Raw genomic sequence first — 23,194 nt, 5'->3', positions numbered from 1 at the left:
CAATCCCGCCAACACTGGTACGGTACCGACGCACATCCAACCCTATCGGGCAAGTATTTCCGATAGGCACGCGGTCAATGATGCCGGATCGTCATGGGCTCCGTACACCCGCCACGGACCGTGCCAGTTCGATTCGGCCAACCCACGATAAACCGCGGCGGTGCGTTGTTGCAGGGCTTCGTCGCGTTCGTACGCGTCGAGCGCCCGCGCACTGTCGAGTTCGCCACGGCGGCGGGCCCGTTCGGCGGCCAGTTCGACCGGAACGTCCAGCAGCACCTGCAGATCGGGAACCGGGAGTTCGAACCGGCCGAATTCCAATTCCGCGACCCACGAGGCGATTTCACCATCGGCGGACTGACCCGTGCGGGCGGCGTTGTAGGCGGCATTGGAGGCGACGTAGCGATCGAGCAGCACGATGTCGTTGTCCGCCAGCAGTTTCGCCAATTCGTCCCGCGCCTCGGCCCGGTCCAGCGCGAACAGCAACGCCATGGCATTCACCGAGGCGGCCACATCGCCGTGCCGGCCGCGCAACGCCTCGGCCGCCAGGTCGGCGTGCACCGACCGCCCGTAGCGCGGGAACGCCAGCGTGGCCACCCGCCGACCGTGTGCCCGGAGCTGCCCGAGCACGGTCTCGATGAGCGTGCGCTTGCCCGCGCCGTCGAGCCCTTCCACCACCACCAACGCACCCATGTCGAGCAGGCTACCGCCCACCTCCGACAGATCCGCGAGGCACCGGCGGAACCCGCCGCCACCGGACCGGCCGCCGCCCGCCGGGCCGGAAGGCCCAGCGGGACAACGAATCAGTACCGGTAGTGCTCCGGCTTGTACGGGCCCTCCACGTCCACGCCGATGTACTCGGCCTGATCCTTGGACAGCTTGGTGAGGGTGCCGCCGAGGGCCTCCACGTGGATGCGGGCGACCTTCTCGTCCAGCGCCTTCGGCAGGCGGTAGACCTCGTTGTCGTACTCGTCCGGCTTGGTCCACAGCTCGATCTGGGCGATCACCTGATTGGAGAAGCTGTTCGACATCACGAACGACGGGTGACCGGTGGCGTTGCCGAGGTTCAGCAGCCGCCCCTCGGAGAGCACCAGGATGGCCTTGCCCGACTTCTCGAACGTCCACAGGTCCACCTGCGGCTTGATGTTCAGCCGCGAGGCGCCGGAGCGCTCCAGGCCGGCCATATCGATCTCGTTGTCGAAGTGGCCGATGTTGCCCAGGATCGCCTGATCCTTCATCGCCCTCATGTGGTCGAGGGTGATGATGTCCTTGTTGCCGGTCGCCGTGATCACGATGTCCGCGTCGCCGATGGCCTGCTCGACGGTGACCACGTCGAAGCCGTCCATCAGCGCCTGCAGCGCGTTGATCGGGTCGATCTCGGTGACCTGCACGCGCGCGCCCTGGCCGGCCATCGACTCGGCACAGCCCTTGCCCACGTCGCCGTAGCCGCAGATCAGCACCTTCTTGCCGCCGATGAGCACATCGGTGCCGCGGTTGATGCCGTCGATCAGCGAGTGCCGGGTGCCGTACTTGTTGTCGAACTTGCTCTTGGTGACCGAGTCGTTGACGTTGATCGCCGGGAAGGTCAGCTCACCGGCGGCCGCGTACTGGTACAGCCGCAGCACGCCCGTGGTGGTCTCCTCGGTGACGCCGCGCACCGACTTCGCCAGCTCGCTCCACTTGGCCTTGTCGGTCTCGAACCGCTCGCGCAGCAGGTTCAGGAACACCTTGTACTCGGTGGAATGGGTCTCGTCGTCCGGCGGGATGACGCCGGCCTGCTCGAACTGGGCGCCGCGCAGCACCAGCATCGTCGCGTCGCCACCGTCGTCGAGGATCATGTTGGCCGGCTCGCCCGGCCAGGTCAGCGCCTGCTCACAGGCCCACCAGTACTCCTCGAGCGTCTCGCCCTTCCAGGCGAAGATCGGCACGCCCTTGGGCTCGTCGATGGTGCCGTGCGGGCCCACCACCACGGCCGCGGCGGCGTGGTCCTGGGTGGAGAAGATGTTGCAGGAGGCCCAGCGGACCTCCGCGCCCAACTCGACCAGGGTTTCGATCAGCACGGCCGTCTGGACGGTCATGTGCAGCGAGCCGGACACGCGCGCGCCCTGCAGCGGCCGCACCTCCGCGTTCTCCCGCCGCAACGCCATCAGGCCGGGCATCTCGTGCTCGGCCAGCCGAATCTCCTTGCGGCCGAACTCGGCCAAGGACAGGTCCGCCACCTTGAAATCGATCCCATTGCGGTGGTCGGCAGTCATCTTGCTGCTCACTGCGGTCGTCATCTGCCTCTCCTGGTCGGCGTGTATACCGGAGAGACTAGTCGCCCCGATGCGTACACGGTACGCAAGGGGGCTCATCGGTTTTCGGCCGGGTTCAGGCCGCGGCGGTGAGACCGTCCCCGCCGCCGTGTGCCGCGATGATGCGAGTCCGCTTGCGGGGCGCGATGTTCGCGCGGGAGATGTCGCCGCCGTAGTGCGCCAGCACCCGAGGATCCATGACCCGGCGCCAGATCGCGGGCACGATGGCCAGCAGGATCATGGTCGCATACCCGGCCGGCAACTGCGGCGACTCCGCCGTGCTGCGCAGTGTCTGATAGCGGCGGCCCGGGTTGGCGTGATGGTCGCTGTGCCGTTGCAGATGGAACAGGAAGATGTTGGTGACGAGCCGATCGCTGTTCCAGCTGTCCGCCGGCGCGCAGCGCGCCCAGCTCCCGTTGGGCCGCTTGCCGCGCAACAGGCCGTAGTGCTCGATGTAGTTCACCGTCTCCAGCAGCCACGCGCCGATCACGGCCTGCAGCAACAGGTACGGCAGGATCTTCAGCCCGAAGATGCCCAGCAGCGCGCCGAACAGCACCAGCGTCATCACCCAGGCCTGCAGCAGGTTGTTCTGCACACTCCAGAAGCGACGACCCCTGCGCTGCAAGCGTTCCCGTTCCAGATGCACCGCGGACCGATAGCCGCCCGCGACGGTCCGGGGCAGGAACTCCCACAGCGTCTCGCCCAGCCGCGCGCTGGCCGGATCCTCGGGAGTGGCGACGCGGGCGTGATGCCCGCGGTTGTGCTCGACGTAGAAATGGCCGTAAGCCGACTGTGCCAGCACGATTTTCGACAGCCACCGCTCCGACGACTCCACCCGGTGACCGAGTTCGTGCGCGGCGTTGATCGCGATACCGCCGACGAGGCCGATCGTGGTCGCCAGGCCCAGCTTGTCCAGCACGCTCAGATCGTCGCCCGCCCACATCGCGGCGGCGATGAGCAGGCTGATCAGCTGGATGGGCAGGAACAGGTAGGTGCACCACCGGTAGTACCGATCGCCGGTCAGTCGCGCGTAGTCCTCGTCGCGGGGATTGCTGCCGTCCTCACCGACGACCCAGTCCAGCAACGGGATCGCGATGAGGATGATGATCGGGCCGATCCACCAGAACACCGTGAACCCGGTCCGGTAGACCAGTTGCGAGGGCAGCAGCGCGGTGGCGGGCACGAGCAGTCCGAGCATCCAGAGGTACCGCTTGGGATCCACCGAGCCCGACTGTTTGCCTACCGTTTGCACGCTAACTCCACTATAAGAAAACTCCGAATCGCCGCCAGTAGATATGTACAGACCTGACGCTCCCGACGCCAGTCGGATCCGTCCGAAAGTTGTATTTGATACATACCGGTCGGTGTTTTTCAACACGGGAAAACAGGCGTTTGCTATAGCCCTGCACAGTCAGCGCACAGCAGGCAAATGCCCGACAGCACCGCGTTCGCACTGTGGCGCCGCGAGTCGCTCTTTACATGCCGGTCGGCGACATCGCACAGCCGACGCCCGGCATCCCGATCCAGCTTGGCCGAATTGTTATAGACGGCCGACCGGATTTCGCGCGCGACTCAACGCCGCAGAACATACCGGACCTGCGGTCGCCCGGTTCGCCCGTAGTCGGTGCGCCGCTCCACCGCGCCGTCGGCGGCCAGCCGTTCCAGGTACCGCCACGCCGTGACGCGGGAAACCCCCACCGCCGCACCCGTTTCGGCGGCCGTCAGACCCGCCGCGCTGTCCCGTACCGCCCGCGCGATCTCGTCGAGCGTCTGCGGTGCGATGCCCTTCGGCGCCCCGGCCCGCAGGTCCGTGGTGCGCAGGGCGGACAGCGCGCGATCGATGTCCTGCTGGGTGGTCGCCGCCTCGCCGACCGGCAGCGCCGCCCGGAACTCCAGATAGCGATCCAGCTTCTCCCGGAAGGCCGCGAACGTGAACGGCTTCAGCAGATACAGCGCCACACCGTGCGCGACGGCCGCCCGCACCATCTCCAGATCGCGCGCGGAGGTGATCGCGATGACATCGGGCCGCGGCCGCAACCGGGCGAGCGCCGCGGTCACCTCCAGGCCCGTCATGTCCGGCAGGCCCAGATCCATCAGCACGAGATCGATCGGCGCACCCGCGGCGGCCGCCCGGGCCGCCGCGCGCAGGGCCTCCCGGCCGGTGTGCGCGACCGCCACCGGACGGAATCCGGCGACCCGGTCCACATAGGAGGCGTGTGCGGCGGCGATCCGGGTCTCGTCCTCGACGATCAGCACCCGCAGCCCCGGTTCGCTCGATCCACGCTCCGGCCCACCCGGTTCCGCCCCGCTCATCGCGATTCCCCCGGAGTGCGCGGAATCCGAACCACCACAGCCGATTCCGGCGCCCGCTCGGCCCGCAGGGCGCCGCCGTGACGATTCACCAGCCGCCGGACCAGCGCCAGCCCGAGACCCTGATGATCGGTCTTGGTCGAATAACCGCGGTCCAGCGCGCGGGCGAACATCTCCTCGGACATGCCGGGACCGCTGTCGGCCACCCGGATCAGCAGCGCGTCCGCCTCGTGCCGGACGGTCACCTCCACCCAGCCGTCCGCCGTACGGTCCACGGCGTCCAGCGCGTTGTCGACGAGATTGCCGACGAGCGTGACGATTTCGGACGCGGTCAGCGGCGCAGCGGTTTCCAGTGCGGTGTCCGCGCCGACGGTCAACTCGACACCGCGTTCGAGCGCCTGATCCACCTTGCCCAGCAACAGCGCCACCAGCGCGGGTTCCCGCACCGCGCCGGTGAGCCGGTCGATCAGCTCCTGCGACAGCCGTAGTTCGGCGGTCGCGAATTCCACTGCCTCCCGGTAACTTCCGAGTTCGACGAGGGTGATCACGGTGTGCAGCCGATTGGCCGCCTCGTGGGCCTGCGCGCGCAGCGAGTCGGCCATGCCGCGCATCGAGTCCAATTCGCCCATCATGTCCCGCAATTCGGTGTGATCGCGCACGGTGAGCACCGTGCCCAGCGGTCGCCCGGACCACTCCACCACGTCCTGATTCACCACCAGCACCCGCTCGGTGGTGACGTGCATCTCGTCGCGCACCACCGCGCGGTCCAACCGCCGCAACGAGATCGGCAGATCGAACCGGCGCACCGGTCCCTCGGGCAGTTCCAGCAGCCGCCGCGCCTCGTCGTTGACCACGGCCGCCTCGTCGTGGCCGGCATCGAACACCACCAGACCTTCGTGGACCGAATGCAGGACGGCATCGTGATGTTCGTACAGGGTGCGCAATTCGGCCGGGGCCAGGCCGTGGGTCTGGCGCAGCAACCGGCGGCGCAGCAGCGCCGCGCTCAGCAGCGCCAGCAGCAGTCCGGCGCCGGCCACCGTCAGGAACAACGGCACCTGCCGCCGGACCTGATCACCGATGCGGGCCCGGGTCAGCCCCGCGGACACCAGGGCCACGATGCGATCCCCGTCGTACACCGGCGTGACCGCGCGGATCGACGGGCCGAGGGTGCCGGTGTAGGTCTCGGTGAAGGTCGCCCCCGCCAGCGCGCGATCGATGGTGCCGGTGAAGGGCTTTCCGATGCGATCGGTCTCGGTGTGCGTCCAGCGGGTGCGGTCCGGCGCCATCACGACGATGAAATCGACGCCGGTGCGCAGCCGGATCCGTTCGGTCACCGGTTGCAGCAGCGCCGTCGGATCCGGGCTGCCGACCGCGGCGACCGTCGAGGGGGCCTGGGCGACGGCGACCGCGATGCCGGTCACCCGGTCCCGGGTCGCGTCGTCCTGCTCCCGGCGCACCTCCAGCACCGCGAGCGCCAGGCCCACCACGATCATCACGACCAGCAGCACCGCCTGTGCCGCGAAGACCTGACCGGCCAGCGTCATGCCCCGATCGGGCCCGCGCCCCGGCCGAATTCGCCACGCCATCCGACCTCCCCGGTGAACGAAATGTACGAAACAGTGACCCGGGTCACCGTAGCGATGAGGATCACAACCCGCAGACATCGCAGTACCGAAGGCAGTGGATCCCGATATGAGCATGACAGCGCCCCGGCCGCAACGCCGTGACCGCACCCATTGGCTGTACCTGGCCGTCATCGTGGCTGTGGTGGCCGGCATCCTGGCCGGTTGGCTGGCCCCCGGTTTCGGGAAATCGGTCGCCGACCTCGGCACCATCTTCGTTAGCCTGATCAAGATGATGATCTCGCCGGTCATCTTCTGCACGATCGTCCTGGGCATCGGCTCGGTCCGCGCGGCCTCCCGGGTGGGGAAGGTCGGCGGGCTGGCAATCGGCTACTTCCTGATCATGTCGACGGTCGCGCTGGCGATCGGCCTGGCCGTGGGCAATCTGCTGCACCCCGGCAACGGCCTGAACATCGCCGCGCACGCGAAGGACGCCGCCAAGTACGCCAAGCAGGCCGAGGGCGCCGGCGGCACCTGGCAATTCCTCGAGGGCATCATCCCGACCTCGCTGTTCTCCTCGCTCACCGCGGGCAGCGTGCTGCAGACCCTGTTCGTGGCGCTTTTGTTCGGCTTCGCCGTCCAGGCGCTGGGACCGGTCGGCGAACCGGCGCTGCGGGCGATCGGCCTGTTGCAGCAGGTGGTGTTCCGGATCCTGACCATGATCTTGTGGCTCGCCCCGATCGGCGCGTTCGGCGCGATGGCGAACGTGGTCGCCACCACCGGCCTCGACGCGGTGAAACAGCTGGCGCTGTTGATGGTCGCGTTCTATCTCACCTGCGTGGTCTTCGTGTTCGGCGTGCTCGGGACGCTGGTCCGGATGGTCGCGCGGGTGTCGATCTTCCGGCTGGTCCGCTATCTGGCCCGGGAATTCCTGCTGATCTTCTCGACCTCCTCGTCGGAATCGGCGTTGCCGCGGCTGATCGCGAAGATGGAGCATCTCGGCGTCGAGCGCACCACCGTCGGCATCGTCGTGCCCACCGGATACTCGTTCAATCTGGACGGCACCGCCATCTACCTGACCATGGCCGCACTGTTCATCGCCGACGCGACGGGTAAGCCGATGGCGATCGGCGAACAGGCCGGACTGCTGGCGTTCATGGTGATCGCGTCGAAGGGCGCCGCGGGCGTCACCGGAGCGGGCCTGGCCACCCTGGCCGGCGGGCTGCAGAGTCATCGGCCGGATCTGCTCAGCGGGGTCGGCGTGATCGTCGGTATCGACCGGTTCATGTCCGAGGCGCGCGCGCTCACCAATTTCGCGGGCAACGCCGTCGCCACCGTGCTGGTCGGCACCTGGACCCGGACCATCGATGCCGAGCGGGTCCGCGCGGTGCTGGCCCGGGAGATCCCGTTCGACGAGGCCGCCATGGTCGAGACGCACACCGCCCCGGCCGAACCGGCCGCCGAAGACCTGGTCCCGGCCTGACCCAACCTTGTTCCCGGGCCGGGAACAGCGCGCCGGCGGGCTCGGAACCACCCCTCCCGAGCCCGCCGGCGCATCCCACGATTCAGCGCAACAGGACGTCGGCCCCGTCGGGCAGCGCGTCGACGGGCCACCAGCGCAGATCGAGGGATTCCGAACTACGCACGGGCACAGCGCCTTCCGGTGCCGTGATCTTGAACAACAGATCCAGGTGCCGGGTCGGCACCCCCAGCGAGCAGGTGATCGGATGGGCCTGGGCGCCGTACAGGCCCGGTTCCAGCGCCAGCCCGTCGATCCCGGACTCCTCGGTGGCCTCCCGCAGCGCGGCGGCGGCGACGGAATCATCGGATTCCTCACAGTGGCCGCCCAATTGGATCCAGCGGCCGACCCGGGGATGCAGGGTCAGCAGCACCTCGCGCTCGTCGTGCGAGAACACCACCGCCGAGGCGGTGATGTGGCCGGGGGCGTGCTCGCGCAGACAGCCGCGCGGCGCGGAGCCCAGAAAGGCCAGCAGCGCCTCGCGCAGCGAACTCTCCGAACCGGTTGCCGGACACCAGGTTTCGAGCAGATCCCGGGCCGAGGCACGCAACGACTCCACGCTCATCCGAGCGGACTCCAGCGGCGATCGGCCATGACGTCCCGGAAGTTCCGGTCGCGCCTCACAGCTCGACCAGCCCCGGGCCGGGCTCGCGCGGCGCACGAGGAACGAGATCCTCGACCGGGTAGCCGATCGCGATGGCGCCCAGCGGATTCCACTCCGGTTCCACTCCGAGGACGGTCCGGGTGGTGTCCGCGGCGAAGATGGTCGAACCGATCCAGCAGCTGCCGACGCCCCGGGTGGCGAGCCCGACCAGCAGGCCCTGCACCGCCGCGCCGACCGCGACGGTGAACATGGTCGACTCCGCGGCCCGGCGCCGATCGTCGGGATAGTCGTGCGCGCCGTCGGGAACACAGAACGGGATGATCACCTCGGGAGCGTCGAACAGGATGCGGCCGCGGGCGACCCGGCGCTCCACACTGTCGGGGGCGCGGCCGTCGCCGGTCAGATCCGTGCGCCAGGCGTCGGCCATCGCCTCCAGCAGACGGGTGCGCAACGCGGGGTCGCGGACCCAGACGAACCGGACCGGCCGGGTGTGGTGCGGGGCGGGGGCGGTGAGGGCGTCGGCCACGGCCGCGCGGATCAGCTCCGGTTCGACCGGGGTGTCGGCGAACCGCCGCACCGAGCGGCGCAGCAGCAGTGCCTCGCGCCGGCCGCGATCGAGCGCCTCGGCGGTGCCCAGCCAGAACAGGTCCTCGTCGCCGCCCCGCAGCAGATCGGCCGCGCGCGAACCGTCGTCGTACGGGGTGAGGCCGCGGACCACGGCAACCGGGACGCCGCCCAGCTTGCCCTTGGCCAGATCGGCGGCGGCGGCCAGTTCGTCGGCGACCGCGACCTGGGTGACCTGCAATTCGTTGCCCTGGCCGTCGACCGCGCCGGCGTAGTCGTGCAGCACCCGCAGGCCGGCGGCGCCGATCGCGGCGTCGGTCTGCCCGTTGCGCCAGGCCCGGCCCATGGTGTCGGTGACCACGACCGCGACGTCGACCCCGAGCAGTCCGGCCAGCGCGGACCGCAGCGCCTTCGCGCTCGCGTCGGGATCGGTCGGGAGCAGAACCAGTTCGCCCCGTTCGACATTGGAGCCGTCGACCCCGGACGCGGCCTGCACGATGCCGATCTTGTTCTCGGTGATCAGGGTCCGGCCCTTCTGTGCCAGCACCCGCACCGCCTCGGAACGCACCAGTTCCCGGCGCAGCGCGTCGCGCTCCTCCGGATCCTCCGGGGCCGCCACGATGCGGCCCTCGACCTTGGCGACGATCTTGCTGGTCACCACCAGGATGTCGCCGTCGGCCAGCCAGGGGGCCCGCGCCGCGAGCGCGGCGGCGAGGTCGTCGCCGGGCCGGAACTCCGGCAATCCGGTCACCGGGAGGATGCGCAACTCACCACCGGGCGCGTGATCACCGCCCTCGGGCAGAACCAGTGAATCGCTCACGCTGTACCTTTCACGCCTTCACTCCCGCGATATCCAGTGCCTCCCGCGCCATCTCGGCGGTGGCGTCCGGGTCGGTCATCAACAGCGGTACGCTACGCACCTCCACGCCGGGAACCTCGGCGGCATCGGTGGAATGCACCAGCCAGCCGTCGAGGATACCGGTGTCCGATCGGGCGCCGTAGTGCCGCCCGATGGCCTCCGCGGAGGTCTCCACCCCGATGACCGACAGGCATTCGTCGGCCATGCCGCGCAGCGGCTTGCCATCGATCACGGGCGACAGCCCGACCACCTTGGCCCGCGTGGTGCGCAGCGCGCCCCGGATACCGGGCACCGCGAGGATCGCGCCGATGCTCACGACGGGGTTCGAGGGAGCCAGCAGGATCGCGTCCGCCTGATCTATGATTTCCGTCACACCTGGCGCGGGCTTCGCCTGATCCGCCCCGATTGTGACGAATCCATGGGTCTCGACGTTGGCGCGATAGCGTACCCACCACTCCTGGAAATGAATCGCGCGACGTTCGCCAGGGTTGCCGGGGTCGGTGATCACAACATGCGTTTCGCATCTGTCGTCGGTTGCCGGAAGCAGTTTCACACCGGGCTGCCAGCGGTTGCACAGCGCTTCGGTGACCGCCGAGAGCGGGTAGCCCGCGCGCAACATTTCACTGCGCACGAGATGGGTGGCGATATCGCGATCTCCGAGACCGAACCAATCCGGCTGGGCCCGGTAATTCGCCAGTTCCTCCTTGGCGTGCCAGGTCTCCCCCACCCGGCCCCAGCCGCGTTCCGTATCGATACCGCCGCCGAGGGTGTACATGCAGGTGTCCAGGTCGGGGCAGATGCGCAGACCGTGCATCCAGACGTCGTCGCCGACGTTCACCACGGCGGTGACGTCCGCGTCCGGCAGCAGGGCCCGCACGCCCTGCAGGAACCGCGCGCCGCCCACTCCGCCGACCAGCACGGCAATCCGGGCTTTACCGTCGGTGAGCCGGTCTCCGGGCCCCGAGTCCGCTTCTTCTCGTGTCACAGCCGCACAGCCTATGCGGTGACACGCGGGTCACGCTTCCGAGCATATTTGCCGGTCATTTGCTGATTCCTGTTACCGTACCGAGGCGAAGGCGACGGCGGATAGTAACGGAATTGTGTCGGCAGCTTGACCATCGCCGCGTCCGGCGTGTCTAATCACAGTCATGTCATTCCGGGGCTGCGCGAGACGGCTAGGCGCAGGCCAGCTTTCGAACCTGCGTTCGAATCGGAGTGGCCGGCTCGGGGAGCCCGCGGGACAACACCGCGGGGTTGGGCCGTCGGTGGGCAGATGAGGTCCGACGGATAAATCATTCTGCGCTAACGAACAGTGAGGAGGCGGAGCGATGGCCGAGGAGCTGGCCCCGTCGGGGTATCCGGGCGGTGTATCGCGAACCGATTCCACAACAGGCGCAGCACCTGTCTGCGCCGACAGCCGGAATTACGAACGGGAGGGCGACCTCGCGGTCACCGACCCGATGGACGACCTCGTCACCGCAGGGATGGGTGACCTCGTCACCGCGGGGGCGGGTTCGGAAAGCGATGCCGCGGAACACCTCGCGGAGGGACCGGAGCATCTCGCCGACCGTGAAGCGATACAGCCCGGCATGTGGGCACAGGGCGGACAGTGGGCGCGCACTCAGCGCAAGCCCGAGCCGCCCAAGTTGAGTCTCGTCGTCACCAACTTCGATGCGATGTTCGACACGATCGAGGAGCAGTGGCAGGAGCGCGCACTGTGCGCCCAGACCGATCCCGAGGCGTTCTTCCCGGAGAAGGGCGGCTCGACCCGCGAGGCGAAGCGGATCTGCATGGGTTGCGAGGTGCGTGACGAATGCCTCGAATACGCGCTCGCGCACGACGAGCGGTTCGGCATCTGGGGCGGGTTGTCGGAGCGGGAACGTCGCCGCCTGAAGCGCGGCATCATCTAGAGCAGCGCGTCACTCCCGCCCCGCCGTGGCACTGGGCACGGCGGGGCGCTCGTTGACTAGATTCGAGTCATGACTCGTTCACGGAAGCGGCGGCCGCCGACGGCGCGATCGGTGATCCGCCGCGGGCGTGGGGTGCGTGGGCCCATGCTGCCGCCGACCGTACCGGCGTGGCGTACGCGCGGGCAACAGTTCGACCGGCTGGTGCTGGAGGCGTTCGCCCCCCTGGACGGGCGCTGGCACGATCGCCTCACCAAGCTGGATATCGCCGTGGACGACGTACCGAAAATCCGTCCGCTGCAACCCGATTCGGTGACCTGGCCGGAAGAGGTGGTGGCCGACGGACCGGTGCCGCTGTCGCGGCTGGTGCCGGCGGGGGTCGACCGGCACGGCGTCGCCACCCGGGCCCGGGTCGTGCTGTTCCGCAAGCCCCTGGAACTGCGGGCCAGCGATCCCGACGATCTCATCGATCTGCTGCGCGAGGTGCTCGTCCAGCAGATCGCCACCTATCTCGGCGTCGATCCGGACGTCATCGACGGCGGCGGGTGACACGAGGAAGAACCGGGCACTGTTCGCGTGTCTGCTACGCGCGCGGGCAGAGGCGGGGTTACTCTCCTTGGCGTGATCCCCATGCGTCGTTGCTGCCGTCCAGGCTGCAAGAACCCGGCCGTCGCGACGCTCACCTATGTGTACTCCGACTCGACGGCCGTCGTCGGGCCGCTGGCCACCGTCGCCGAACCGCATTCCTGGGACCTGTGTGAGACCCATGCCTCCCGGATCACCGCCCCGAAGGGGTGGGAACTGGTCCGGCACGAGGGCGGGTTCTCCTCGGCCTCTCCGGACGACGACGATCTGACCGCGCTGGCGGAGGCGGTCCGTGAGGCGGGAATGCGCAGGCGCACAGCCGAACCCGACCCGCGCCGGTACTCCGAAGGCCCACCGCCCGCACAGCGCGCCTCCCGCACGGGCCGCACCGGGCGCCGCGGTCACCTACGCGTACTACCCGACCCGCCGAACTGACCGCCCGCGCCCGGCGGGGTGCCGCGTCCCGCGATTCGACGGAGTATTCGCTACCGGACGGCCCGGGGATGGCTGTGCCACAACGCAGCACGCTGTTCGCTGGTGGCGTAGCCCGAGGTCGTGAGCTCGGTTGGTCCGGGTGTGGTGGCGCCTATTAGGGTGGGGGCATGACAGTCGCCCGATCTGCCGATTCCGTGAAAGCAGTTGTCAAGGCATACGACGTCCGGGGTGTGGTCGGTGAGCAGATCGATGCGGAATTCGTTCGGGACGTGGGGGCTTCGTTCGCGCGGTTGATGCGCGGCGAGGGCGCCGGCCGGATCGTGATCGGGCACGACATGCGGGAATCCTCCCCCGGGCTGGCGGCGGCCTTCGCGGCGGGTGTGGGCGCGCAGGGGCTCGATGTGGTGCACATCGGGCTGGCGTCCACCGACGAGTTGTACTTCGCCTCGGGACATCTCGGCTGCCCGGGCGCGATGTTCACCGCCAGCCACAATCCCGCCCGCTACAACGGCATCAAGTTGTGCCGGGCCAACGCGCTGCCGGTCGGTCAGGACACCGGGCTGGCCACGATCGCCGCGGAACTGGTCGACGGGGTGCCGGGATTCGACAGGGCGCCGGGCACGGTCACCGAGGAGCATCTGCTCGACGCGTACGCGAGTTTCCTGCGCAAGCTGGTCGACCTGAGCGGCATCCGCCCGCTGCGGGTCGCCGTCGACGCGGGCAACGGCATGGGCGGCTACACGGTCCCGGCGGTGCTCGGCGCGGTGCCGCAGCTGACCGTCGACCCGCTGTACTTCGAGCTGGACGGGACATTCCCGAACCACGAGGCCAACCCGCTGGACCCGAAGAATCTGGTCGATCTGCGGAAGTTCGTCCGAGAGACCGGCGCCGACCTGGGGCTGGCGTTCGACGGCGACGCGGACCGGTGTTTCGTGGTCGACGAGCGCGGCGAGCCGGTCCCGCCCTCCGCGATCACCGCGCTGGTGGCCGAGCGCGAGCTGGCCAAGGAGCCGGGCGCGACCGTCATCCACAATCTGATCACGTCCAAGGCGGTGCCGGAACTGGTCGCCGAGCTGGGTGGTAACCCGGTGCGGACCCGGGTCGGGCACTCCTTCATCAAGCAGCAGATGGCCGCCACCGGCGCCATCTTCGGCGGTGAGCATTCCGCCCACTATTACTTCCGGGATTTCTGGGGCGCCGATTCCGGCATGCTGGCGGCCCTGCACGTGCTGGCCGCGCTCGGCGGCGGCGACGGGCCGATGTCCGAGCTGGCCTCGGCCTATTCCCGGTACGCCGCCTCCGGCGAGATCAACTCCACGGTCGACGACGCGGCCGATCGCACCCGCGCGGTGCTGGCCGCGTTCGAGGGCCGCGCCACCTCCGTCGACCGGCTGGACGGGGTCACCGTGCAACTGCCCGACAACGCCTGGTTCAATCTGCGGGCCTCCAATACCGAACCGTTGCTGCGTCTCAACGTCGAAGCCCGATCACCGGAGGAAGTAGACGCACTCGTAACCGAGATCCTGAGCATCGTCCGCGGCTGACTGGAATAGTGGAATCACAGAGCCCGAATTCACCCGGGAGAGCGAGTTCCCCCGGCCTGGTGACCCGATTGAGGGGAGGTGGCAACGCCCGATGATCGCAGGGACACCGGTACTCGACCTCGATGACGTCGCCTCGCTGGAGGCCGCCGACTCCGGGGGTATGTTGCGTTCCGCGGCCTCGGCCGGTGCGCAGGTGCGCGCCACCGCGGCGGCGGTCGGCGAGAACGTGCTCGCCCGGCTGCAGGATCTGCGTCCGCGCAGCCTCGTGATGGTCTCCGGATCCGGGCGCGCCGCCCGGGCCGCCGCCTTGCTGGTCGCCTGCCTGAGCGACCGCGCCGGATTGCCGATCCTGCCCGTCACCTCGATCCCGCCGTGGATCGGTCCACTGGACGCCGTGCTGGTGGCCGGCGACGACGCCGGCGATCCACGTCTGGTCGAAGCGGTCGACCGCGCCCTGCGCCGCGGCGCCGAGGTGATCGTCGCGGCGCCCGACGAGGGCCCGATGCGGGCCGCCGCGGCCGGTCGCGCCGCGATGCTGCCGCCCCGGGTGCCCGTCCTCGACCAGAACCGGCTGCTGCGCTACCTCGCCGTGGGGATCGCGGTGCTGGGCGCCGTCGACCCCTTGCGCAGCGCACCGCTGCTGCCCGACCTGGACGCGCTGTCGGACGCGCTCGACGCCGAGGCGCTGCGCGACGGGCCGCAGCACGAGGTCTTCCACAATCCGTCGAAGACGCTGGCCGCGCGCATGCGGGAGCACCGCCTCGTGCTCGCGGGCGATACCCCGGCGGCCACAGCGGTCGCGGAGCACGCCGCCGAGGTGTTGTTGCAGGCAGCCGGGCAGATCGTGGCGGCCGCCGACCTGGCCACGGTCGTGGCCGGCCACACCCGGCTCGCCGAGGCCGCCGGAGCGGCCGCCGCCCCGGGCTTCGACCCGATGTTCCACGACGAGCAACTCGACGGCCCGGCACCCGTGCAGCGCGTGCGGGTGTTCGCTGTGAGCGCCGAGACCGACGCGATCGCGGCGCGCCGCCGGCTGGCGGTCTTCGACGCGGCCGGCGGTCCGGTCGACGCCGATCTGGTGAGCGTGGAGACCGAGCCCCCGCGGCCCGGATCGGCCGCGAATCCGCCCGGACCCGGTATCGAGCTGGAACACTTGGCGCTGCTGGTACTGCGACTGGAGATGGCAGCGGTCTACCTGCACCTGCTCGGCCGTCCCGCGGTCCCGGCCGAACGTCCTGCCCACTACGACGGGGGCCATTACTAGTGCACGAACTCGTCGGTGCGCTGCGTACCTATGCCTGGGGTTCACGCACCGCACTCGCTCAACTGTGCGGTCGGCCCGTTCCCTCGGCGCATCCGGAGGCCGAATTGTGGTTCGGCGCGCATCCGGCCGATCCGGCGCACATCCGCGTCGACGGGCTGCAACAGTCGCTGCTGGAGCTGGTGCGCGCCGATCCGCAACACGAATTGGGCGCGGTGGCACCGACTTTCGGCGGTCGCCTGCCGTTCCTGCTGAAGATCCTGGCGGCCGAGGAGCCGCTGTCGCTGCAGGCGCACCCCAGCGCGAAGCAGGCACAAGCCGGCTTCGAACGCGAGAATCTCGCCCGGGTGCCGCTGGATTCGCCGATGCGCAACTACCGCGACGAGAACCACAAACCGGAACTCGTGGTGGCGCTGGAGCGGTTCGAGGCACTGGCGGGCTTCCGGCCGCCGCTGCGGACGGTCGCCCTGCTGCGCGCGCTCGGGGTCGAGCGGCTGAATCCGTACGCGGATCTCCTTGCCGCGCAACCTGATTCGGCCGGTCTCCGGACGTTGTTCACGACCTGGATCACCCTGCCGCAGACCGCGCTGGCCGCGATGCTGCCGAAGGTCCTCGACGGGTGCGTGCGTTATCTGGCGGAGAAGTCCGAGCCGAATTCCGGTGCCAAGGAGTTCGCCGCCGAGGCTCGCACTACGCTGGAACTGGCCGAGGCCTATCCCGGGGACGCCGGGGTGCTGGCCGCGCTCCTGCTGAACCGGATCACCCTGCAACCCGGCCAGGGCCTGTTCCTGTCGGCCGGCAATCTGCACGCCTACCTGCGCGGCGTCGGGGTCGAGATCATGGCCAACTCCGACAACGTGCTGCGCGGCGGTCTGACCCCGAAACACGTGGACGTGCCGGAACTGCTGCGGGTGCTGGACTTCGAACCGAACGAACTGCCGATCGTGGAGGCGGAACCGGTCGACCACACACTCGACGGCTCGTGTTCGCTGCGTTACCGCACCCCGGCACCCGAATTCGCCCTGCGCCGCTTCGAATTGGCGGCGGGCGCCGTGCCCGTGCCCATTCCCCGCAGCGGGCCGGGCATTCTGCTGTGCACGTCCGGTGCGGTGCGGCTGCTGCAGGGGGCGGACGAACTGCGCATCGCCGCCGGCACCGCTGCCTGGATCTCCGCGGGCGACACCGTCGTCCACGCAGCCGCGACCGGCGGACCGGCCCAATTGTTCTGCGCCTGCGTGGGCGAACTCTGAAGCAGGCGACCGGGATCGATGTATTCGACGAGCGGCGCGCGGCGCGGCGGTACGGCCTCGGGGCCGGCGGCGCGCCGGAAGATCTGTCACGAAGAGCGGGTGGACCGCTCGAGGAAGGACCAGTATGTCGGCGGACGGCAGTAGGACCGCGATCATTGCCGCGCTCATCGCGAACGCCGGGATCGCGGTGGCGAAATTCGCGGGTGCGATGATCACCGGCTCGGGATCGATGCTGGCGGAGTCGGTGCACTCGCTCGCCGATACCGGCAACGAGGCGTTGCTGCTCGTCGGGCAGAACCGCGCCGAGCAGGAGCCGACGAAACTTCACCAGTTCGGGCACGGGCGCAACCGGTACTTCTACTCCTTCGTGGTCGCGCTGGTGCTGTTCACGCTGGGTTCGATGTACGGCATCTACGAGGGCATCCACAAGGTCACCCACCCCGAGGATCTCACCTCACCGATCGTCGCGATCGTGATCCTGGTCGTGGCCATGGTGCTGGAGGGCTTCAGTTTCGCCACCGCGGTGCGCGAGTCGATCCCGTTGCGCGGCAGCCGCACCTGGTGGCAGTTCATCCGCACCACCCGCAATCCCGAACTGCCGGTGGTGCTGCTCGAGGACACCGGCGCGCTGATCGGCCTGGTGATCGCGCTGGCCGCCATCGCGCTGACCATGATCACCGACAACGCGATCTGGGACGGCATCGGCACCCTGGGCATCGGCCTGCTGCTGGGCGCGATCGCGATCGTGCTGATCATCGAGATGAAGAGCCTGCTCATCGGCGAGGGCGCCACCGGCGAGACCTACCGCCATATCGTCGACAACCTCGTCGACGGCACCCGCATCGACCGGGTCATCCACGTGCGCACGGAATACCTGGGCCCGAGCGAACTCATGGTGGCCGCCAAGGTCGCCATCGTGCCCGGCCTGGAGATCGACGAGATCGCCGAAGCGATCGATGCCGCCGAGGCCCGCGTCCGCGCCGCCGTTCCCAGCGTCGACCTCATGTACCTGGAACCGGACCTCTACCGCACCCAGCCCGATACCAGCACCGCCGGCTGAGGAAACCCTGAATCCCGGCAGATACTCGGGTCGACGGAGGGCATGCCGGACGACATGCCGAAGCGCTCCCGATGTGATCACGACAGATTCGGGTCGGCGGCCGTGCCCGGGTGCCGGGGGCGGTTTCCGATCCTCCGGTCCGGAACGATGCTCCGGTCAGTGCCGGACGGCCTCTTCGGCGGTCGGGAATTCCGGGCGGGTGCCGAAACGCTCGCGGAGGGCGGCGTTCGCGGCGTGCAGGCCGCACATGCCGTGCACACCGGGGCCGGGCGGGGTGGCCGAGGAACAGAGGTAGACCCCGGGTAGCCCGGTCGCGTACGGGTTCCAGCGCGGAGCGGGGCGGAAGACGGTCTGGCGCAAGGTCATCGCACCGGACGAGATGTCACCGCCGACGTAGTTGGCGTTGTACTCGGGCATGGCGGCGGCGGTGCGGGCGTGCGAGGCGACGATCAGATCCCGGAAGCCGGGGGCGAAGCGTTCGACCTGCGCGATCACCTCCGAGGTGACATCGCGGTCCGAGCCGTGCGGGACGTGGGCGTAGGTGTAGAGGGTGTGACCGCCGGCGGGCGCCCGGGACGGATCGACCACGCCGGGCTGGATCGCGAGCACATACGGCCGTTCGGCGTGTTCACCTGCCGCAACCGTCTTTTCGGCGGCGACCGCCTCCGCGCGGGTACCGACGAGGTGCAGCGTGCCGGCGCGATCGCAGCCCTCGGCCCGCCACGGCACGGGACCCGAGAGCGCGAAATCGACCTTGCAGGCGGCACTGCCGTAGCGAAATCGCCTGAGGGCGGCGGCATATCGCGCGGGTAGCCGATCACCGGCGAGGCGGAGCAGTTCGGCCGGCGCGATATCGAGCAGAACCGTTCGCACGGAACGGAACTCGTCGAGCGTATCCACCCGGTGGCCGGTGTGCACGACGCCGCCGAGCCGGACCACCTCGGCCGCCATCGCGTCGACGATCGCCTGGCTGCCGCCGCGGGGCACCGGCCAGCCCTCGGCATGAGCGAGCGATCCCAGCAGCAACGCCACCCCCGCCGCCGCGAACGCTCGCGGCGGCATGATCGAGTGCGCCGCGACCCCGGACAGCAGCGCCGGGGCGATATCCTCGTGAAAGCGCAAGTCCCACAACGGTGTCGACTGTTCCAGCAGCCGCAGGCCGAACCGTACTCCGATGACCGGATCCAGCGGGGGGTGCCGCAGATCCGACATGGCCAGATCCACGAGTTCCGGCCACTGCGACACCAGCGGGCCGAACAGCCGCCGCCACGCCGCGCCGTCGCGACCCAGCCCGTCGACCGTGCGCGCCAGGTCCCGCCACGCCAGCCCGGCCACTCCCCCGTCCAGCGGGTGCGCGTAGGACACCTCGGGGACCAGCATCTCCACCCCGTGCGCGGCCGGATCGAACATCCGGAAGAACGGCGAGGCCACCGCCATCGGATGCGCCCCGGCACAGACGTCGTGCCGGTAGCCCGGCAGGGTCAGCTCGGCCGTGCGGCAGCCGCCGCCGACGCTGTCACCCGCCTCGTAGACCTCCACCGCGAGGCCCGCCCGGGCCAGAACCACCGCTGCGGCAAGCCCGTTCGGCCCGGCTCCCACCACCACCGCGTCCACCATGACGACCACCGTACGCGCGGCGCGCGGGCGCCTCGCGTGTCGCGGCGGCGGCGCGCTCAGCGGCCGGATCCTCGCACACCGTGCCCGCTCCCGCACATCATTCGGGCTCGCGGCCGCCCCAGCGCATCAGGATGGCCAGGCGCTGCTCCTTCAGCTCCGGGCGCAGCCGGCCACCCCGGTCCAGGGCCGCCAGACCGTGCAGCGCACTCCAGTAGACCTCCGCGTACGCACCCAGTTCGGATTCCGGCACCAGCGGCCGGAACAGCGCCTCCAGCTCGGCGAACGCGTCCCGCAACGCTTCCGGCGCGTCGAGGCCGAAGGTCAGATCGGTGTCCATGAGGAACATCGCGTCGTACAGGGCCGGATTGGCCGTCGCGAAATCCAGATAGGCCCGCGCGACGAACTCCATGGCGGCGCCGGGGGTCGGCGCCGCCGCCCGGGCCGCGCGCATCGTGTCGGCCAAAGCGGCGATGCCCTGCTCCGCGACCGCCGTCACGATGGCGCGCTTGCCCGCGAAATGGCTGTACAGCACCGGCTGGCTGTACTCGATCCGATCGGCCAGGCGACGGATCGTCACCGTCTCCCAGCCGTCGGATTCGGCCAGTTCACGGGCGGTGTCGATGATGCGCTGATGCCGTTCGGCCCGTTCGCGCTCCTTGCGTGTCTGCGGGGTCACGCCCCCATACTAGCGGTGCTAGATATGCAAGCGACAGTAGCCGCCGCCGTTAGACGTCGCTCGAGAAGCGCAATCCACCGTCCGGGAGGTCGACCCCGGGCCAGACCCGGGCGCCGTTCAGCAGTTCGCAGCGCGCGCCGATGTTGGCGCCGTCGCCGATGACCGCGTCCCGGACCAGAGCCCGCGGCCCGATCCGGGCGCCGAAACCGATGATCGAACGCTCCACCGTCGCCCCGGCCTCCACCCGCGCGCCGTCGAACAGCACCGCGCCGTCGAGCCGGGCACCCGCGCCGACCTCGGCGCCGCGGCCGACGACCGTACCGCCGATCAGCAGGGCCCCCGGCGCCACCCCGGCCCCGGAATGCACGAGGAACTCTCCGCGCTGCCCCGGCAACGCCGGTGACGGCGCGATCCCGCGCACCACGTCCGCGGAACCGCGGATGAAGTCCTCCGGCGTGCCCATGTCGCGCCAGTAGGAGTTGTCGACGTGCCCCTGGACATGCGCTCCCTCGGCCAGCAGGACGGGGAACACCTCGCGCTCCACCGACACCGCCCGGCCGCCCGGGATCTTCTCGATGTATTCGCGCCGGAAGACGTAGCAACCGGCGTTGATCTGATCGGTCGGCGGATCCTCGGTCTTCTCCAGGAATTCGGTGACCCGGCCGGACTCGTCGGTCGGCACGCAGCCGAACGCCCGCGGATCGCTGACCCGCACCAGATGCAGCGTCACGTCGGCGCGGCTGGACGCGTGGGTGTCGAGCACCGCGCCCAGGTCGGCGCCGCCGAGCACGTCACCGTTGAACACCATGATCGTGTCGCCGCGCAGTTTCGGCAGCACGTTGCGAATGCCGCCACCGGTGCCGAGCGGTTCGGTCTCGGTGACGTAATCGAGTTCCAGGCCCAGATCGGCGCCGTCGCCGAAATGCTGCTCGAACACCTCGGCCTTGAACGAGGTCGCGAGCACCACGTGGGTGATGCCCGCTTCCGCGATCCGGGCCAGCAGATGCTGCAGGAAGGGCAGACCGGCCACCGGCAGCATCGGCTTCGGCGCCGACAACGTCAGCGGTCGCAGCCGGGTGCCCTGGCCACCCACCAGGATGACCGCGTCGGTGGAATTGCCCACCACCAGCGGGTCGTCAGCCATTACTCTCCCCTGTTCCAGGTTCGGCCACGCCGGAGGGCGTGACCGAAGATGTCGTCGCGATGTCGCTACGCCGCGCGATCGCGCTCGCGCAGCGCCGATCGAACCGCAAGCTTGCAGCGGATCGCAAGTCCGAGCCGCAGCGCGAGCCGCAGCGGCGCCTGCCACCAGTGCGGATGCCGATCGGCCTGGAAACGGTACGCCGACGCGTGGTGCGCGGGAAGCATGATTTCCGGGTGGCGCCCCGCGGCATGTCCCTTGGCGTGCGTGACCTCGGCCGTAGGCACATATACATTGTGCCAGCCGGCCTTGCCCATCCGGTCGCCGAAATCGACGTCCTCCATGTACATGAAGTAGCGGGAGTCGAAGCCGTCGATCGCGTCAAAGGCGGCGCGGCGCACCAGCAGGCACGATCCGGACAGCCAGCCGACCGAACGCTCGGAGATCTCCTCGTTCTCCTGGCGGTACCGGCGGGTCCAGGGATTCGACGGCCAGACCGTGCCGAGAATCGCGTGCCCGGCGCCGTCGAGCAGATTCGGCACCGAGCGGGCCGACGGGTAGACGCTGCCGTCGGGCTCGCGGACCAGCGGGCCCAGCGCGCCGGCCCGCGGCCAGCGTTCGGCGGCGGCCAGCAGCTCATCGATGGCGTCGGCGCCCCAGCGGATGTCCGGGTTGGCGAGGACGACGAACTCGACGTCCGGGTCGATCTCGGCGACCGCGCGGTTGATCGCGCCGCCGTAGCCGATGTTGCCGCCGGTGCGTAACAATCGGACGTGCTCGTTGGATTCGGCGGCCAGTTCCGGCGTCCCGTCGGTGGATCCGTTGTCCGCCAGGATCACCTGCGGCTTCTCACTCGCGGCCGTGGCCAGCGTGCTGATGAAATGCTCGAGGTGCTCACCGGGGGAATAGGTCACGGTGACCACGACCACGGCGGGCCGTCCGACAGTTTCGCTCACGCCGAGGGAGCCTACCGGCTGTCATCGAATTGTGATGGTGGTAGTCACCACCCGCCCGGATCGATCGGCCGGATCACCGGATCCCGGCGAGTGCGGCGGTCAGCGCGTCCCGCCAATGCCGTAAGGGTGTCAGACCCGCCTCGGTCCATACCCGATCGGACAACACCGAATAGCCCGGCCGCCGGGCCGGACGGGGGAAGTCCGCGGTACCGCACGGGCGCACCCGCCCGGGATCCGCGCCGACCCCCGCGAACACCGCCCGGGCCAGCTCGAACCAGCTCGCCTGCCCCGAGTTGGTGAGATGCAGCACCGGCGGCGGTGTGCGATCACCGCGACCGACCCGGCCGGCCAGTTCCAGCAACCCGGCGGCCAGGTCCACGGCGTAGGTGGGCGAGCCGATCTGGTCGTCGACCACGTCGACGGTGTCGCGCTCGCGCTCCAGCCGCCGCATCGTGGCGACGAAATCGCCCCGGTCGCCGGTGTACACCCAGGCGGTCCGCACGATGTGCGCATCCGGCGCCAGTTTTCGCACGGCCTGTTCACCGGCCAGCTTCGAGCGTCCGTACACCGACTCCGGTCCGGTCGGATCGTCGGGCTCGAACGGCCGCGGGTGCGCGGGTGCGGCGAAGACATAGTCGGTGGAGAGGTGGATCAGCCGGGCGCCGATCGCGGCGCAGGCCGTCGCGAGGACCGCCGGGCCGGTCTCGTTGCCGGCGAACGCGGCGGCCACGTCCGATTCGGCCGCGTCGACGGCGGTGTACGCGGCGGCGTTGAGCACCACGTCGCCGGGCCGCAGCACGGCGCGCACCGCCGACTCGTCGGTGATGTCGAGATCCGCGCGGCTCAGCGACCGCATGTCGATCCCCGGCGTGTCACGGGCCAGGGCCCGAATCGCCCGGCCCAGTTGACCGGCGCCGCCGGTGACGAGCAGGCGATGAGTCCCGGAGCCGTCGAGGTCACCGGCGGGAACGGGTGCGGGGGTCACGCGCGCAAGTCTGGCACGGCGCGGTTGAACGCCACGCGCGGCCGCGTTGGTTAGCCTCGTCCGGGCGC

The 23,194-nt window shown here is 69.8% G+C and carries 21 protein-coding genes; 8 read left to right on the top strand and 13 right to left on the bottom strand.

The window, feature by feature from the left end; translation table 11 throughout:
• Window positions 1–42: 42 nt before the first annotated feature.
• The 5 genes from NRB56_RS18775 to NRB56_RS18755 form a co-directional block, all read right to left on the bottom strand.
• Entirely contained in the window at window positions 43–690 is a 648-nt protein-coding gene (locus NRB56_RS18775) for a dTMP kinase (RefSeq protein WP_153343989.1), read from the bottom strand.
• A 110-nt stretch (window positions 691–800) separates the two neighbouring features.
• The gene (ahcY, locus tag NRB56_RS18770) at window positions 801–2,276 is read right to left on the bottom strand and encodes an adenosylhomocysteinase (protein WP_153343987.1); all 1,476 of its coding nucleotides are present in this window, start codon (window positions 2,274–2,276) and stop codon (window positions 801–803) included.
• 91 nt (window positions 2,277–2,367) lie between these two features.
• Window positions 2,368–3,489, bottom strand: coding sequence for an alkane 1-monooxygenase (locus NRB56_RS18765; protein ID WP_153344417.1), 1,122 nt, complete (start codon window positions 3,487–3,489; stop codon window positions 2,368–2,370).
• A gap of 374 nt (window positions 3,490–3,863) precedes the next feature.
• Entirely contained in the window at window positions 3,864–4,604 is a 741-nt protein-coding gene (locus tag NRB56_RS18760; RefSeq protein WP_153343984.1) for a response regulator, read from the bottom strand.
• Window positions 4,601–6,145: a sensor histidine kinase gene (locus NRB56_RS18755; protein ID WP_153344415.1), complete on the bottom strand. Its 1,545-nt coding sequence runs from the start codon at window positions 6,143–6,145 to the stop codon at window positions 4,601–4,603. Before NRB56_RS18755 ends, NRB56_RS18760 begins: the two co-directional genes overlap by 4 nt.
• 148 nt (window positions 6,146–6,293) lie before the next feature.
• Between NRB56_RS18755 and NRB56_RS18750 the strand changes: the two genes are divergently transcribed.
• Window positions 6,294–7,646, top strand: coding sequence for a cation:dicarboxylate symporter family transporter (locus NRB56_RS18750; protein ID WP_153343982.1), 1,353 nt, complete (start codon window positions 6,294–6,296; stop codon window positions 7,644–7,646).
• Window positions 7,647–7,728: 82 nt separating this feature from the next.
• On the opposite strand, the gene NRB56_RS18745 is transcribed toward NRB56_RS18750, so the two are convergent.
• From NRB56_RS18745 to cofD, 3 genes are read right to left on the bottom strand one after another with little or no spacing between them, the layout of a single operon-like run.
• On the bottom strand, window positions 7,729–8,247 hold the full coding sequence (locus NRB56_RS18745) for an NUDIX hydrolase (protein WP_153343980.1): 519 nt from the start codon (window positions 8,245–8,247) through the stop codon (window positions 7,729–7,731).
• Between the two features lie 55 nt (window positions 8,248–8,302).
• Window positions 8,303–9,670, bottom strand: coding sequence for a coenzyme F420-0:L-glutamate ligase (locus NRB56_RS18740; RefSeq protein WP_319943191.1), 1,368 nt, complete (start codon window positions 9,668–9,670; stop codon window positions 8,303–8,305).
• 10 nt (window positions 9,671–9,680) lie between these two features.
• A complete protein-coding gene (gene cofD / locus NRB56_RS18735; RefSeq protein ID WP_319943190.1) occupies window positions 9,681–10,694 on the bottom strand; it encodes a 2-phospho-L-lactate transferase in 1,014 nt (337 codons plus the stop codon).
• Between the two features lie 691 nt (window positions 10,695–11,385).
• Between cofD and NRB56_RS18730 the strand changes: the two genes are divergently transcribed.
• The 7 genes from NRB56_RS18730 (at window position 11,386) to NRB56_RS18700 (ending at window position 17,751) form a co-directional block, all read left to right on the top strand.
• Window positions 11,386–11,619 (top strand): WhiB family transcriptional regulator, encoded by a 234-nt coding sequence (locus tag NRB56_RS18730; RefSeq protein WP_026343708.1) that lies wholly within the window; start codon window positions 11,386–11,388, stop codon window positions 11,617–11,619.
• A gap of 69 nt (window positions 11,620–11,688) precedes the next feature.
• Complete coding sequence (locus NRB56_RS18725; protein WP_194290905.1) at window positions 11,689–12,165, top strand: metallopeptidase family protein; 477 nt, start codon at window positions 11,689–11,691, stop codon at window positions 12,163–12,165.
• 81 nt (window positions 12,166–12,246) lie between these two features.
• Window positions 12,247–12,636 (top strand): DUF3499 domain-containing protein, encoded by a 390-nt coding sequence (locus NRB56_RS18720; RefSeq protein WP_153344405.1) that lies wholly within the window; start codon window positions 12,247–12,249, stop codon window positions 12,634–12,636.
• Between the two features lie 167 nt (window positions 12,637–12,803).
• The gene (locus NRB56_RS18715) at window positions 12,804–14,180 is read left to right on the top strand and encodes a phosphomannomutase/phosphoglucomutase (RefSeq protein ID WP_153343978.1); all 1,377 of its coding nucleotides are present in this window, start codon (window positions 12,804–12,806) and stop codon (window positions 14,178–14,180) included.
• A gap of 91 nt (window positions 14,181–14,271) precedes the next feature.
• Complete coding sequence (locus NRB56_RS18710; protein WP_153343976.1) at window positions 14,272–15,444, top strand: tobH protein; 1,173 nt, start codon at window positions 14,272–14,274, stop codon at window positions 15,442–15,444.
• Window positions 15,444–16,691 (top strand): mannose-6-phosphate isomerase, class I, encoded by a 1,248-nt coding sequence (manA, locus tag NRB56_RS18705; RefSeq protein WP_319943188.1) that lies wholly within the window; start codon window positions 15,444–15,446, stop codon window positions 16,689–16,691. The genes NRB56_RS18710 and manA overlap by 1 nt, the downstream gene beginning before the upstream one ends.
• Window positions 16,692–16,815: 124 nt before the next feature.
• Window positions 16,816–17,751 (top strand): cation diffusion facilitator family transporter, encoded by a 936-nt coding sequence (locus NRB56_RS18700; protein WP_153343974.1) that lies wholly within the window; start codon window positions 16,816–16,818, stop codon window positions 17,749–17,751.
• 156 nt (window positions 17,752–17,907) lie between these two features.
• Here NRB56_RS18700 and NRB56_RS18695 read toward each other — a convergent pair whose 3' ends face one another.
• The 5 genes from NRB56_RS18695 to rfbD all read right to left on the bottom strand — a co-directional run bounded on the left by NRB56_RS18695 (window position 17,908) and on the right by rfbD (window position 23,126).
• Window positions 17,908–19,368 (bottom strand): phytoene desaturase family protein, encoded by a 1,461-nt coding sequence (locus tag NRB56_RS18695; protein WP_153343972.1) that lies wholly within the window; start codon window positions 19,366–19,368, stop codon window positions 17,908–17,910.
• Between the two features lie 97 nt (window positions 19,369–19,465).
• A complete protein-coding gene (locus tag NRB56_RS18690) occupies window positions 19,466–20,044 on the bottom strand; it encodes a TetR/AcrR family transcriptional regulator (RefSeq protein ID WP_319943187.1) in 579 nt (192 codons plus the stop codon).
• Between the two features lie 49 nt (window positions 20,045–20,093).
• A complete protein-coding gene (manB, locus tag NRB56_RS18685) occupies window positions 20,094–21,188 on the bottom strand; it encodes a mannose-1-phosphate guanylyltransferase (protein ID WP_153343970.1) in 1,095 nt (364 codons plus the stop codon).
• Window positions 21,189–21,253: 65 nt separating this feature from the next.
• Window positions 21,254–22,141, bottom strand: coding sequence for a glycosyltransferase family 2 protein (locus tag NRB56_RS18680; protein ID WP_319943186.1), 888 nt, complete (start codon window positions 22,139–22,141; stop codon window positions 21,254–21,256).
• 73 nt (window positions 22,142–22,214) lie between these two features.
• On the bottom strand, window positions 22,215–23,126 hold the full coding sequence (rfbD, locus tag NRB56_RS18675) for a dTDP-4-dehydrorhamnose reductase (protein ID WP_319943185.1): 912 nt from the start codon (window positions 23,124–23,126) through the stop codon (window positions 22,215–22,217).
• Window positions 23,127–23,194: the final 68 nt, after the last annotated feature.

The sequence above is a fragment of the Nocardia aurantia genome (assembly GCF_009604425.1).
Lineage (GTDB): Bacteria > Actinomycetota > Actinomycetes > Mycobacteriales > Mycobacteriaceae > Nocardia > Nocardia aurantia.
This window is presented reverse-complemented; position numbering and strand designations above follow the sequence as displayed.

Excerpts from the sequence above, each read along its gene's own strand:
- NRB56_RS18750 (WP_153343982.1), top strand. The coding sequence starts at position 6,294 with ATGAGCATGACAGCGCCCCGGCCGCAACGCCGTGACCGCACCCATTGG.
- NRB56_RS18715 (WP_153343978.1), top strand. The coding sequence starts at position 12,804 with ATGACAGTCGCCCGATCTGCCGATTCCGTGAAAGCAGTTGTCAAGGCA.
- NRB56_RS18775 (WP_153343989.1), bottom strand. The coding sequence starts at position 690 with ATGGGTGCGTTGGTGGTGGTGGAAGGGCTCGACGGCGCGGGCAAGCGC.
- NRB56_RS18755 (WP_153344415.1), bottom strand. The coding sequence starts at position 6,145 with ATGACGCTGGCCGGTCAGGTCTTCGCGGCACAGGCGGTGCTGCTGGTC.
- NRB56_RS18710 (WP_153343976.1), top strand. The coding sequence starts at position 14,272 with ATGATCGCAGGGACACCGGTACTCGACCTCGATGACGTCGCCTCGCTG.
- NRB56_RS18720 (WP_153344405.1), top strand. The coding sequence starts at position 12,247 with ATGCGTCGTTGCTGCCGTCCAGGCTGCAAGAACCCGGCCGTCGCGACG.
- NRB56_RS18745 (WP_153343980.1), bottom strand. The coding sequence starts at position 8,247 with ATGAGCGTGGAGTCGTTGCGTGCCTCGGCCCGGGATCTGCTCGAAACC.
- NRB56_RS18765 (WP_153344417.1), bottom strand. The coding sequence starts at position 3,489 with ATGCTCGGACTGCTCGTGCCCGCCACCGCGCTGCTGCCCTCGCAACTG.
- NRB56_RS18760 (WP_153343984.1), bottom strand. The coding sequence starts at position 4,604 with ATGAGCGGGGCGGAACCGGGTGGGCCGGAGCGTGGATCGAGCGAACCG.
- ahcY (WP_153343987.1), bottom strand. The coding sequence starts at position 2,276 with ATGACGACCGCAGTGAGCAGCAAGATGACTGCCGACCACCGCAATGGG.
- NRB56_RS18695 (WP_153343972.1), bottom strand. The coding sequence starts at position 19,368 with ATGGTGGACGCGGTGGTGGTGGGAGCCGGGCCGAACGGGCTTGCCGCA.
- NRB56_RS18730 (WP_026343708.1), top strand. The coding sequence starts at position 11,386 with ATGTTCGACACGATCGAGGAGCAGTGGCAGGAGCGCGCACTGTGCGCC.
- NRB56_RS18700 (WP_153343974.1), top strand. The coding sequence starts at position 16,816 with ATGTCGGCGGACGGCAGTAGGACCGCGATCATTGCCGCGCTCATCGCG.
- manB (WP_153343970.1), bottom strand. The coding sequence starts at position 21,188 with ATGGCTGACGACCCGCTGGTGGTGGGCAATTCCACCGACGCGGTCATC.
- NRB56_RS18725 (WP_194290905.1), top strand. The coding sequence starts at position 11,689 with ATGACTCGTTCACGGAAGCGGCGGCCGCCGACGGCGCGATCGGTGATC.